Origin of the sequence: Nocardioides alcanivorans (assembly GCF_021555175.1) — a bacterium.
Lineage (GTDB): Bacteria > Actinomycetota > Actinomycetes > Propionibacteriales > Nocardioidaceae > Nocardioides > Nocardioides alcanivorans.
Genome location: NZ_JAKGRW010000002.1, coordinates 1 through 11,879, shown reverse-complemented (window position 1 = coordinate 11,879; position 11,879 = coordinate 1). Strand labels below are relative to the sequence as shown.

12 protein-coding genes and 1 pseudogene are annotated in these 11,879 nt (G+C 70.0%); 5 read left to right on the top strand and 8 right to left on the bottom strand.

The window, feature by feature from the left end:
* Positions 1-6 precede the first annotated feature (6 nt).
* A pseudogene (serS, locus tag L1066_RS00135) lies at positions 7-1,301 on the bottom strand (serine--tRNA ligase).
* A 90-nt stretch (positions 1,302-1,391) separates the two neighbouring features.
* Between serS and L1066_RS00130 the strand changes: the two are divergent.
* Positions 1,392-2,258 (top strand): phosphatase PAP2 family protein, encoded by an 867-nt coding sequence (locus L1066_RS00130; protein WP_235734357.1) that lies wholly within the window; start codon positions 1,392-1,394, stop codon positions 2,256-2,258.
* Positions 2,150-2,977 carry a diacylglycerol/lipid kinase family protein gene (locus L1066_RS00125; protein WP_235734356.1) on the top strand — a complete coding sequence of 276 codons (828 nt, stop codon included), beginning with the start codon at positions 2,150-2,152 and terminating at the stop codon, positions 2,975-2,977. The genes L1066_RS00130 and L1066_RS00125 overlap by 109 nt, the downstream gene beginning before the upstream one ends.
* A 170-nt stretch (positions 2,978-3,147) precedes the next feature.
* Here L1066_RS00125 and L1066_RS00120 read toward each other — a convergent pair whose 3' ends face one another.
* Positions 3,148-4,950, bottom strand: coding sequence for a DEAD/DEAH box helicase (locus tag L1066_RS00120; protein WP_235734355.1), 1,803 nt, complete (start codon positions 4,948-4,950; stop codon positions 3,148-3,150).
* Positions 4,951-5,103: 153 nt separating this feature from the next.
* Positions 5,104-6,072, bottom strand: a complete 969-nt coding sequence (locus L1066_RS00115) for an alpha/beta hydrolase (RefSeq protein ID WP_235734354.1) — start codon at positions 6,070-6,072, stop codon at positions 5,104-5,106.
* A 146-nt stretch (positions 6,073-6,218) separates the two neighbouring features.
* On the opposite strand from L1066_RS00115, the gene L1066_RS00110 reads away from it, so the two are divergent.
* Together L1066_RS00110 and L1066_RS00105 are read left to right on the top strand one after the other, a co-directional pair.
* Positions 6,219-6,806, top strand: coding sequence for a hypothetical protein (locus L1066_RS00110; protein ID WP_235734353.1), 588 nt, complete (start codon positions 6,219-6,221; stop codon positions 6,804-6,806).
* A gap of 89 nt (positions 6,807-6,895) precedes the next feature.
* Positions 6,896-7,489 carry a YceI family protein gene (locus tag L1066_RS00105; RefSeq protein ID WP_235734352.1) on the top strand — a complete coding sequence of 198 codons (594 nt, stop codon included), beginning with the start codon at positions 6,896-6,898 and terminating at the stop codon, positions 7,487-7,489.
* 65 nt (positions 7,490-7,554) lie between these two features.
* Here the strand turns inward: L1066_RS00105 and L1066_RS00100 are convergent, their stop codons facing one another.
* Together L1066_RS00100 and trxA are read right to left on the bottom strand one after the other, a co-directional pair.
* On the bottom strand, positions 7,555-8,322 hold the full coding sequence (locus tag L1066_RS00100; protein WP_235734351.1) for an SDR family oxidoreductase: 768 nt from the start codon (positions 8,320-8,322) through the stop codon (positions 7,555-7,557).
* On the bottom strand, positions 8,306-8,668 hold the full coding sequence (trxA, locus tag L1066_RS00095) for a thioredoxin (RefSeq protein ID WP_235734350.1): 363 nt from the start codon (positions 8,666-8,668) through the stop codon (positions 8,306-8,308). Before trxA ends, L1066_RS00100 begins: the two co-directional genes overlap by 17 nt.
* Before the next feature lie 33 nt (positions 8,669-8,701).
* On the opposite strand from trxA, the gene L1066_RS00090 reads away from it, so the two are divergent.
* Complete coding sequence (locus tag L1066_RS00090) at positions 8,702-9,355, top strand: pirin family protein (protein WP_235734349.1); 654 nt, start codon at positions 8,702-8,704, stop codon at positions 9,353-9,355.
* A gap of 50 nt (positions 9,356-9,405) precedes the next feature.
* On the opposite strand, the gene L1066_RS00085 is transcribed toward L1066_RS00090, so the two are convergent.
* From L1066_RS00085 to L1066_RS00075, 3 genes are read right to left on the bottom strand one after another with little or no spacing between them, the layout of a single operon-like run.
* Positions 9,406-9,792: a hypothetical protein gene (locus L1066_RS00085; RefSeq protein WP_235734576.1), complete on the bottom strand. Its 387-nt coding sequence runs from the start codon at positions 9,790-9,792 to the stop codon at positions 9,406-9,408.
* The gene (locus L1066_RS00080) at positions 9,681-10,301 is read right to left on the bottom strand and encodes a diacylglycerol/lipid kinase family protein (RefSeq protein WP_235734348.1); all 621 of its coding nucleotides are present in this window, start codon (positions 10,299-10,301) and stop codon (positions 9,681-9,683) included. The genes L1066_RS00085 and L1066_RS00080 overlap by 112 nt, the downstream gene beginning before the upstream one ends.
* Positions 10,298-11,857 (bottom strand): FAD-binding oxidoreductase, encoded by a 1,560-nt coding sequence (locus L1066_RS00075; RefSeq protein WP_235734347.1) that lies wholly within the window; start codon positions 11,855-11,857, stop codon positions 10,298-10,300. Before L1066_RS00075 ends, L1066_RS00080 begins: the two co-directional genes overlap by 4 nt.
* Positions 11,858-11,879: the final 22 nt, after the last annotated feature.

Genomic DNA, 11,879 nt, shown 5'->3' with positions numbered 1-11,879 from the left:
CCTCGCTCATGAGTTCACCGGGGTGAGGAACTCGCGACCACCCAACCAGGGTTGGAGGGCCTTCGGGACCCGGACCGAACCGTCGGCCTGCTGGTGGGTCTCGAGCAGCGCGACGATGGTGCGGGTGATCGCGGTGAGGGTGCCGTTGAGCGTGGCGACCGGGCCCGTCGTCGTGCCACCGTCGTGGCCGGGGAAGCGTCCCCTGGTGTCAAGTCGGCGGGTCTGGAAGTCGGTGCAGTTGGAGGTCGAGGTGAGCTCGCGGTACTTGCCCTGGGTCGGGATCCAGGCCTCGCAGTCGAACTTGCGGATCGCCGAGGCCCCGAGATCGCCGCCAGCAATGTCGACCACCCGGTAGGCGAGCTCGAGCTTGTCGAGGAACTCCTTCTCCCAGGCCAGCAACCGCTGGTGCTCCTCCTCGGCCTGCTCGAGGGTCGTGTAGATGAACATCTCCACCTTGTCGAACCAGTGCACCCGAATGATGCCCTTGGTGTCCTTGCCGTGGGAGCCTGCCTCCTTGCGGTAGCAGGGGCTGAACGCGGCGTAGCGGCGCGGCAACGTCTCGGCGTCGAGGATCTCCTTGGAGTGGTAGGCCGCCATCGGGACCTCCGAGGTGCCGACGAGATAGAGGTCCTCGCCCTCGATGCGGTAGATGTCCTCGCCACCACCCTGGTCGAGGTAACCGGTGCCCTCCATCGCCTCACCACGCACCAGCGAGGGGGCGATGACCTGGGTGAAGCCGGCGCTGCGGGCCTGCTCCGTCGCCAGGTTGATGAGGGCGAACTCCAGCTCCGCGCCGACGCCGGTGAGGAAGTAGAAGCGGCTGCCACTGACCTTGGCGCCACGCTCGAGGTCGATGGCCCCGAGGCGCTTGCCGATCTCGATGTGGTCGAGCGGCTCGAATCCCTCTGCGGCGAAGTCGCGGGGGTGCCGATCTCCTCGATCACGACGAAGTCGTCCTCGCCGCCGGCCGGAGCAGCGTCGGCGACCACGTTGGGGATCGCCTTGAGCGCGGTGAGCCACTGCTGCTCGGCGGCATCCTGGGCGGCCTCGAGATCCTTGACCTCGGCGGCCAGGGCCTTCACCTGCTGGAGCAGTGCCTGCTTCTCCTCACCCTTGGCCTGGGCGACCTGCTTGCCGAAGGCCTTCTGTGCGGCGCGCTTCTCCTCGAAGGCCGCGATCGTGGCGCGCCGGGAGCTGTCGGCCTCGAGCGCCCGGTCGACCACGTCGGGGGACGCCCCACGCTTGACCTGTGAGGCGCGGACGCGGTCGGGTTCGTCACGGAGCAGGCGGGGGTCGATCATGACCCAAGGCTATCGGGGCGACCCGCCACCATGGCGGGAGGCATACTCTTCCCTGCCCCTTCCCACCCCCGAAGGAATCGACGCCTCACCTTGATCGACCGCTCCCGCGCCTGGCTGCTCTCCTGGTCCGCGCTCTGCCTTGTCCTGCTCGCCGCGACCACCACACTGGTGGCGACCGAGTGGCAACCCCTGTGGGAGTTCGACCGCGAGGTCACCCGCGATGCCGCGAACTGGACGCGTGGGCACGACGTGTTGGTCGACGTGCTCCATGTCATCGAAGTGGCCGGCGACACCCTGGCGGCCACGCTCATCTCCGTGGCGGTCGTACTGCTGCTGTGGTTCAAGGGTCACCGACGGGCAGCGGTGTACGGCGCCATCGTGATGCTCGCGTCGTTCGGCCTGACCCAGCTGCTCAAGAGGATCTTCGAGATCGACCGCCCGGAGTGGTCGGTGCTGCCGGAGCAGTTGACCAGCGGCTCCTTCCCGTCGGGGCACTCGTCGTGGATCACGTCGTTCGCCGCGGTCCTGATCGTGCTGACGCACATGCTGGTCCGTCGCCAGGGCCTGCGCCGGGCCGCGACCACCGGCCTGGTGCTGCTGTGCCTGGTCGTCTTCGCCGATCGGATCCTGCTCGCGCGTCACTACCCCAGCGACGTCCTCGGTGGTGCCCTGCTGTCGATCACGGTCGCGCTGTTGGTGCTCGCCCTCTACTCCCCCAGCCCCGCAGCATCACGGCGACCGCGGATCCGATCGTCACCAGCGTGCCGGCGTCGAGCCGGGACCTTCACGTGGTGCTCAACCCGATCAAGGTCGAGGACGTCGGCCAGTTCCAGGCAATCGTGGGCGCGATGGCCGCCGAGGCCGGCTGGCGGGAGCCGGTCTGGCATCTCACCAGCGTCGAGGACCCCGGCACCGGTCAGGCCCATGCCGCCTCGGTCGGCGGCGCCGACCTGGTGATCGTCTGCGGTGGTGACGGCACGGTGCGCGAGGTGTGCGCCGAGCTCGCCGGCACCGGCATCCCGGTGGGCATCATCCCGGCAGGAACCGGCAACCTGCTGGCCCGCAACCTCGACGTGCCCCTCTACATCCGCTCAGCGATCGACGTGGCCCTCAACGGGCAGGATCGCGCCATCGACATGGTCGAGGTCTCCGGCGACGGGGGCCTGGCCGACACCCACTTCATGGTGATGGCCGGCATGGGCTTCGACGCCGCGATCATGGAGGGCGTCAACGAGGAGATCAAGAAGAAGGTCGGCTGGCTCGCCTACGTGCTGTCAGCGCTGAAGTCGCTGATGTTCCCGGCCGTGCGCCTGGAGATCTCCGTCGACGACGGCCCCTTCACCCGTCACCGCGCCCGCACTGTCGTGGTCGGCAACGTCGGTTTCCTGCAGGCCGGGATGCCGCTGCTGCCCGACGCCGCGATCGACGACGGCGTGCTCGACGTGGTGATGCTCCATCCCAAGCGCTTCCTGTCGTGGCTGCCCATCGTGTGGCGGGTACTCGCCAAGCGCAGCCACACCGACGAGACCCTCGACCGGATGACGGGGCGCAAGGTCGTCATCCGCGCCGCCACCGACACCCCGCGCCAGCTCGACGGCGACTCGATCGGTCTGGGCAAGGAGCTCGTCATGGAGTGCGTCCACGGCCGGCTCCTGGTCCGGGTCCCGCCCCGCTGACCGCGAAGCGACACCGCTTGGGCAGCGAGAGCGGGATGGTCTCGACAGGCTCGACCAACGACGCACGGCTCGACCAACGGCTAGCGGGATGGTCTCGACAGGCTCGACCAACGACGCACGGCTCGACCAACGGCGTACGGCGCGCAAGTGGCGACGTACGCCGGGCTGGGTCAGCCCTCGTGGCGCTTGCCCTTGTAGCCGCCGCCCTTGTAGCCGTCGCGACGCTCGCCACGCGGCTTGCTCCCGCCGTAGGAGCGCTTCGGCCCGTTGTCGACCTGGATCTCGATCAGCTTGCCGGAGATGCGGGTGTTGGCGAGCAGGTCGAGGGTGCCGGCCGGAAGGCTGCTGGGCAGTTCGACCAGCGAGAAGTCCGGGCGAATCTCGATGCGGCCGAAGTCACCACGGCTGAGGTTGCCCTCGTTGGCCAGTGCGCCGACGATCTGGCGCGGCTCGACCTTGTGGCGCTTGCCGACCTGGAGCTTGTAGGTGGTCATGGGTACGTCGCTCTGGCGACCACGCTGCGAGCGCGGGCCACGCTCGGGGCGGCCACGGTCGCCGCCGCGGTCCTCGCGGAAGCTCTCCTGGCGGACCGGCTTCTCGGCCTTGGGGTCGAGCAGCATCGGCTCGTCGCCCTGCAGCACCAGCGCGAGTGCCGCGGCCACGTCGACCTCGGGCACGTCGTGCTCGTTGACGTAGTGCGAGACCACGTCGCGGAAGAAGGTGACCCGCTCCTTGCCCAGCGCCTCGGTGATCGCGTCGTCGAAGCGGCTGAGGCGGGTGCTGTTGATGTCGTCGACCGTGGGCAGTGACATCTGCGTCAGCTGCTGGCGAGTGGCCTTCTCGATCGCCTTGAGCAGGTAGCGCTCACGCGGGGTGATGAAGGAGATCGCGTCACCGGACCGGCCGGCGCGGCCGGTCCGGCCGATGCGGTGCACGTAGGACTCGGTGTCGGTGGGGATGTCGTAGTTGATGACGTGGCTGATGCGCTCGACGTCGAGACCACGGGCGGCCACGTCGGTGGCGACGAGGATGTCGAGCTTGCCGGCCTTGAGCTGGTTGACGGTGCGCTCACGCTGCACCTGCGCGACGTCACCGTTGATCGCCTGCGCGGAGAAGCCGCGGGCGCGGAGCTTCTCGGCGAGGTCCTCGGTGGCCTGCTTGGTGCGGGCGAAGATGATCATCGCCTCGAAGTTCTCGACCTCGAGGATCCGGGTGATCGCGTCGATCTTCTGCGGGAACGAGACGATCAGATAACGCTGGGTGATGTTGGAGGCGGTGGTGGTCTTGTTCTTGACCGTCACCTCCACCGGCTCGTTGAGGTACTTCTTCGAGATCCGACGGATCGACGAGGGCATCGTGGCGGAGAAGAGCGCCACCTGCTTGGTGTCGGGGGTGTCGGCCAGGATCGTCTCGACGTCTTCGGCGAAGCCCATGTTGAGCATCTCGTCGGCCTCGTCGAGCACCAGGAAGCGCAGCTGGGTCAGGTCCAGCGTGCCCTTCTCGAGGTGGTCCATGATCCGACCCGGCGTGCCGACCACGATGTCGACACCGCGACGGAGCGCGGAGAGCTGCACACCGTAGCCCTGGCCGCCGTAGACAGGCAGCACGCTGACGCCGTTGAGGTTGGCGGCGTACTTCTCGAACGCCTCGGCCACCTGGAGCGCGAGCTCACGGGTGGGGGCGAGGACGAGTGCCTGCGGGGCCTTCTGGCCGCGCTCGAGGCGGGAGAGGATCGGCAGCGCGAAAGCTGCGGTCTTGCCGGTGCCGGTCTGGGCGAGACCGACGACGTCCTTGCCGTCCATCAGCGCCGGAATGGTCGCTGCCTGGATGGGGGACGGGGTCTCGTAGCCCACCGCCCGCAGCGCCTTCAACACCTTGTCGTCGAGGCCCAGGTCGGCGAAGGTGGGCGCCTCGGGCGTGGTCTCGGTCTGCGGCTCGGTGTTCTCGGCGTCTTGCGGGGTTGTGTCACTCACCCTCCAACGGTAGTGCTAAAGGACGCCCAGCGGGGATTTCCGGGCACCCTTGCACGCCCCTTTGGGAGCGAACTCACAGGTCAGCCGCCCGAATCGAGGACAACACGGGCCTGCGCCGGCGCAGTTCAGCACGGCTCCCGGGCCAGCCGTGGGTCAGGAGGCGACGTCGCCGACCGCGCGCAGGTGGCGTCCGCCCTCGGCGACGCCGACGTGCTCGCGGATGAACTCGCAGGCGAGGCCGAGGGCCTCGTCGCTCTCGGGAACGAGCCCGGCGAGCACCGGGAAGGCATGGACCTGCCCTTCCCAGCCGTGCAACGCCACCGGCACTCCCGCCGCGCGCAGGCGCTTGGCGGCGATCTCGGAGTCGTGACGCAGGATCTCGTCGGTGGAACAGATCAGCAGGGTCGGCGGCAGGCCACGCAGCTTGCCGTTGACCGGCGAGAGCGACGGCTCGATGATCGGCTGGCCGGTGACCAGCTGGGCAATGCGGTCGAGCCGCTTGGCCGGCAGATAGGACTCACGGACCGCGTAGGGGGCGGCGATCCGGACGGTGTTGTCGAAGTCGAGCCACGGCGAGAGGCCGACCAGGCCGGCCAGGGCAATGCCGCGGTCGCGGAGTGCCATCGCGACGGCGAAGGCGATGTGGCCGCCGGCCGAGTCCCCGGCAAGCACCAGCCGCTGGGGGTCGTAGCCCTGGGCAAGCATCCACAGCACCGCGTCGAGACCGTCGGCAACCGACTCACGCACCGTGCCGCGCCCGTGCTGTCGGTAGTTGACGCTGAGCACGGGAACGCCGGTGCGCAGCGAGAGCTGCTCGACGACCTTGCGGTGGGTGGCGGTGCCACAGAAGAGGAAGCCGCCGCCGTGGAAGTAGACGATCGCCGCGGTGCCGCGCTTCGTGCCACGCGGTCGGACGAGTTCACCGTCCCAGTGACCGTGCTTCACCTGACGCACCCGCACCTTGCGGCTGCGCGGCTGCACGTGGGCGACCAGCTCGATGGCGTGTCGTCCGGCGGAGAGCGGTCCACGTGCCGGATAGAGCGCCAGCGCGGGCCTGATGACTGCGCGGGCCACTCCGGCCAACACCTTCGCCTGAGCGCTCCCACCCTCGTGCACGATCATTTCCCCAGCCTCTTCTCTGTCTCCCCGAACAGGTAATGGGACCATAACCCCAGATGAGACCCGGGTCACGGTTCTTCCGGATACAAAGTTCAACAATCCCTCGGTGGAACCTGTTCCTGCGCGGACGTACGCGGCACGATGTGGGCATGCCACACGCCGAGCTCGGCCCCGCCCCAGCAACCTATGAGCAGTTCGGCCGCGACTTCTTCCGCCTCGCGGTGACCCCGAACCGGATCCTCGCCGCGCTCGACGCCCTCGCCGGCGAGCCCATCTCCTTCGGCCCCATCGGCGTCGGACCGGGCCGCTTGGCGCGGGTCACCGCCGAAGGCGTGATCGAGCAGGCCACCGCCGCGCCCGTCGAGGACGAGCTGGTCCGGCTGCTCGTCACCTTGCCGGTGAGCCTGCGCTTCGAGCTCGACCTGCAGGTGGAGCGCCAGCGCTTCGACGCTCGGCTGTCCATTCCTGTCGAGCTGACCGCTCGCGCGCTCGCCGACTGCCACGTCTTCATCGACGTGATCCCGCCGCGGGGCGACCAGATCAGCGTGGACCTCCGCGGCCAAGGCCTGCGAGCCTCCCTCCTGCAGCGCGTGGCGGGCATCGAGGGCGAACTCACCCGGTTCGTCGCCAAGTACGTCGCCCGCGAGCTCGAGAAGCCCGCCATGCGCGATGCCCGACTCATCGACGTGGCCGACGCCATCGACCGGGCGTGGTCGGGGGCCGGCATCCGGAGGTGACGGGGATCACAGATCGCCGGGGAAGCATTGCCGTAGAGTGTTGGTTGAAACTTAAACCAAGCAGGAACCATCTACGTGAGGACACCCCCATGAGCATCTTCTCCCGCAAGACCGCGCAGCCCGTCTTCGACGCCGGCACCCAGGCCATCGCCGACATCACCGGCGACTACACCATCGACCCGTCGCACACCGGCATCGCCTTCCAGGCCCGCCACGCGATGGTCACCAACGTCCGCGGCGCCTTCAAGGAGTTCCAGGGCACCGCCCACATCGACTCCGCCAACCCCGCTGGCTCCCGGGTCGACCTGACCATCGCCGTGGACAGCGTTGACACCGGCTCCGCCGACCGCGACGGCCACCTGGCCTCGGCCGACTTCTTCGACGTGGAGAACCACCCGACCATCACCTTCACGTCGACCTCCGTCGAGGCCGACGGTGACGACTGGGCCATCACCGGCGACCTGACCATCAAGGGCGTCACCAAGTCCGTGACCGTCCCCTTCGAGTTCGTCGGTTCCGCTCAGGACCCCTTCGGCAACACCCGCGTCGGCTTCGAGGGCGAGGTCGCCGTCAACCGCAAGGACTGGGGCCTCACCTGGAACGCCGCCCTCGAGACCGGCGGCGTGCTCGTCTCGGAGAAGATCAAGCTCAAGTTCGACGTCTCCGCGATCAAGAACGCCTGACCCACGGCTCGTCCCACACGTCCGCGCCCCGGGCTGCCTCGGCAGCGCGGGGCGCGCGTGCGTTGCTAGCGCCCTCCGGCCACCCGCAGCGTCGTCGCAGTGACGTAGGCAGCCTCGTCACTCATCAGCCAGGCCACCGTGCCGGCGATCTCGTCGGGCGCTCCGGCTCGGCCCAGTGGGATCTGCGGCGCCATCCGGGCCACCCGCCCCGGGTCGCCGGTGGTGGCGTGCAGGTCGGTGTCGATCAGACCTGGTGCGACGCCCACCACCCGGATGCCCGCTGCGGCGACCTCGAGGCCGAGGCCCCGGGTCATCGTGTCGAGGCCCGCCTTGGCGGCGGCGTAGTGCACGTATTCGCCGGGTGACCCCAAGGTGGCCGCGCCCGAGGAGATGTTGACGATCACGCCACCTGCGCCCCCGAACTCGGTGCTCATCGCGAGCACCCCCGCCCGAGCGACGAGCAGTGGCGCGGTGAGATTGACCGCGATCGTGCGCTCCACCGACTCCACCGGGGTGGCGGCGAGCGGCGCGAACTCGTAGGTGGCGCCAGCGTTGTTGACCACGCCGGTGAGCTGACCGCACTTCGCAGCCGCAGCGAAGAGCGCGTCGACGTCGGCCGCGCGGGTGAGGTCGGCGCGCACCGCATCCGCACTCGCACCGAGGGCACGCACCCGCGCCACCGTGGCGGCCGCCGCGTCGACGTCGGAGCGGTAGCCGAGGACCAGGTCGTGGCCGGCACCAGCGAGGCGGGCTGCGATCGCCGCACCGATCCCTCGCGTGCCGCCCGTGACCAGGGTCAGCGGCCGCGTCTCGCCGCTACTCGGCCTGCTCACCCTGGGCGGCCTTCACTGCTTCCACGTCGAGTTCGCGGAGCGCGGTGATGAACTGGCTGAGCGCGTCTGCCGGCATCGCCCCGGGCTGGCGGAAGACGAGCTCCCCGCCCTTGAACGCCATGAGGGTGGGGATCGACGTGATCTGGGCCGCAGCCGCGAGCTGCTGCTGCTCCTCGGTGTTGATGCTGCCGAAGACGATGTCTTCGTTGGCCTGCGAGGCCGCCTCGTAGATCGGTGCGAACTGCTGGCACGGGCCGCACCAGGACGCCCAGAAGTCGACCAGCACGATCGCGTTGTCGGTGATGGTCGACTCGAAGTTCTCGGCAGTCAGCTCGATGGCACCCATGCCCACGAGCGTAGGCGCAGGCACAATGGCACGGTGATCGAGGTACGTCGCGCCGCCGACCGGTTCCGCACCGTCGCCGACGGGCGCGACACCAGGCACTCGCTCTCCTTCGGCCCCCACTACGACCCGGCCAACCTCCGTTTCGGTTTGCTGGCCTGCCACAACGACGACCTCGTCCAGCCGGGCCACGGCTATCCCGACCACCCGCACAGCAACCTCGAGATCGTCACGTGGGTGCTGTCCGGGACGCTGCACCACGCGGACTCGCGCGGGCACTCGGGCGACATCACCCCCGGCCTCGTGCAGACCATGTCCGCCGGCTCCGGGGTGGTGCACGCCGAGACCGTCGACCACGCCTCCGGTCCGACCCGCTTCATCCAGGCGTGGGTGCTGCCCGACGAGCCCGGCACCGAACCCGGCTACTCCTCCGGCACGATCGCCGTGGCGGAGGAGTGGACCCCGGTCGCCTCGGGCGCCGGCCACGATGCGGCGGCCCGGATCGGCGCCAGCGGGGCCACCTTCTGGGCGGCCACCGTGCCCGTCGGCTCGGTGCTGACGGTCCCCGATCGCCCCTTTGCGCACCTGTTCGTCGCGGAGGGCAGTGCCGACCTGACCCCCGCGCAGGGCGAGGTGGTGCACCTCGGGGCGAGTGACGGCGTACGGCTCCGGGGGAGGGGGCGGTGCTGACGGCGACGAAGCCGGCGCACCTCCTGCTCTGGACCTTCTCCTGACCCGCGTCAGACGAGGAGGGAGAGCGCGCCGGGAAGGACCCGGATCTGCCAGGACTCCCCGGGAGCCAGGGTGCCCAGGGGTTCGCCGTCACCGCCGACCTCGACCGCCCGATCGACCGTGAGCGTGAGCTGCCGCCCTCGGAGCAGCGTGACCTCGTCGCGGTCGACGTGGCCGCCGCTGTAGACGGACGGCAGGGCGCGGATCAGGTCGAGCTTGCCGGCTGCGGCGATCACCACCACGTCGAGCTCGCCGTCATCGAGGACCGCGGGCGGGGCGATCTTCATCCCGGAGCCGTAGTAGGCGGAGTTGGCGACGACCACCGTGGCCGCCCGAACCTGGTGCTGGGCGCCGTCGACGGTGACCGTGCCGGTGACCGGTCGGAAGGCAGCCAGCGAGCGGACGCCGGCGATCGGGTACTGCAGCTTGCGGGGGTCCAACGCATGCGGTCGACCATCGCGGCGGCGTGGGCGTCGACGCCGGCATAGACCGAACCCGCCACCACCCGCTTCGTGCCGTTGGGGTGGGTGACCTCGATGAGGTCGATCGAGCGCGGGGACGCCTCGAGGAGCACCTTCGCCACCGCCTCGGGTTCGTCCGACAGCCCGAGCATGCGCGCGAAGTCGTTGCCCCGGCCCGCGGGCACGATGCCCAGCGTGCCGCCGCGGGCGGCAACCTCACCGGCGACCGAGGAGAGCATTCCGTCACCACCCACGGAGACGACCACCTCGCCACGGGAGACGGCGTCGCCGACGAGCGCAACGGTTGCCTTGGGCCCGGGTGAGTAGGTGACCTCGACGGCCGCTCCGGCGTCCCGCAGCAGCCGGGCGACGGGGACGACGGCCTTCGGTGCGGCACCGCCGCCGGAGGTCGGGTTGACCAGGAAGGTGAAGGCGCGCGTCACGGGACCATCACACCCGGGTTGAGGATGCCGGCAGGGTCGAGCTCGCGCTTGACGGCGCGCAGCACCTGCACGCCCACGGGACCGATCTCCTGGGCGAACCACGGTCGGTGGTCGCTGCCCACCGCGTGGTGGTGGGTGACGGTCGCACCGGCGTCGATCATCGCCTGGGTGGCGGCAGCCTTCGCCTCGGCCCAGGTCTCGAGCGGGGCGTCGCCGCCCGGTGCCGCGACCGTGAAGTAGAGCGAGCACCCGGTCTCGTAGACATGGCTGATGTGGCACAGCGCCAACGTCTTCTCGCCGAGCGTCGCCGTCAACGCCTGCTTCACCGCGTCGTACAACCGCTCGCGGTTGCTCCAGAACGTGGCGGTCTCGAGCGTCTCGACGAGCACTCCGACGTCGAGCAGCGAGTCGCGCAGGTACGGCGCGTGGAAGCGTCCCGCCTCCCAGGCCCGACCGCGCTCCTCGCCCAGGTTGGCGCCACCGAGCTTCTCGAGCTGCCCGGTGACCAGGCCGCGACGGGCCTCGACCAGCTCGGGGTCGGTGCCCTCGTGGCCGACGATCATGAGGCACCCGGTGGGCGCGGCACCGCCGACGTCGGACTGGCTCGCCAGGTTGATCGCGGTCTCGGCCTCGTCCGAGAGGCGGATGACCGTGGGCAGCAGGTTGGCCTGGGCGAGGCCGCGCATCGCGTCCGAACCGCTGGCGAAGGAGTCGAACTGCCAGGCCTCGTAGACCTTGACGGTCGGCCGGTGCCTCACCCGCACCCGCACGGCGGTGATCACGCCGAGGGTGCCTTCGGAGCCGAGCACCAGCTGGCGTAGGTCGGGACCGGCAGCGTTGGCCGGCGACGAGCCGAGTTCCAGCGTGCCCTGCGGGGTGGCCACGGTGAGCCCGACGACGAGCGCGTCGAAGCGTCCGTAGCCAGCACTCGACTGACCGCTCGAGCGGGTCGCCGCGAAGCCCCTGATCGTCGCGTACTCGAAGGACTGCGGGAAATGTCCCAGGGTGAGGTCGTGCTCGGCCAGCAGCGCTTCGGCCTCGGGGCCTCGCAGACCGGGCTCGAGCACGACGGTCATCGAGACCTTGTCGACCTCGCGCAGCGCCTTGAAGCGGCACAGGTCGAGGGAGAGCACGCCGGCGAAGCCTTCGCGCCTGGCGACGAGGCCGCCGGTGACCGACGTACCGCCACCGAACGGGACGACGGCGATCCGATGGCGCACGGCGAGGTCGAGGACCGCCGCCACCTCGTCGTGGCTGCCGGGACGCACCACGACGTCGGGCGCATCGGTGAGGTCGCCGGCGCGGGCCCGGAGCAGGTCGGGAGTCGACTTGCCGCGGGTGCGCAGCCGCCGGGAGTCGTCGTCGAGGACCACCTGGTCGTCGCCGAGCAGGGCACGGAGCTCGGCGAGCACCTCCTGCGAGAGCGACGAGCCGGGCAGTTCGACGGACTCGATCGCCGGGGAGTCGCGGACCCCGAGCACGAGTTCGACGAGGTCACGCGTGGCCTGCGGCAGGAGTGCGGCCTCGGCCGGGTCACCCCATCGGGTCGGGTGCATCTCTGTGGTCACGTGTTACAGT

Coding starts and splice junctions, on each gene's coding strand:
- L1066_RS00125 (WP_235734356.1), top strand. CDS start 2,150: ATGGCCGCCGAGGCCGGCTGGCGGGAGCCGGTCTGGCATCTCACCAGC.
- L1066_RS00115 (WP_235734354.1), bottom strand. CDS start 6,072: ATGATCGTGCACGAGGGTGGGAGCGCTCAGGCGAAGGTGTTGGCCGGA.
- L1066_RS00110 (WP_235734353.1), top strand. CDS start 6,219: ATGCCACACGCCGAGCTCGGCCCCGCCCCAGCAACCTATGAGCAGTTC.
- L1066_RS00105 (WP_235734352.1), top strand. CDS start 6,896: ATGAGCATCTTCTCCCGCAAGACCGCGCAGCCCGTCTTCGACGCCGGC.
- trxA (WP_235734350.1), bottom strand. CDS start 8,668: ATGGGTGCCATCGAGCTGACTGCCGAGAACTTCGAGTCGACCATCACC.
- L1066_RS00075 (WP_235734347.1), bottom strand. CDS start 11,857: ATGCACCCGACCCGATGGGGTGACCCGGCCGAGGCCGCACTCCTGCCG.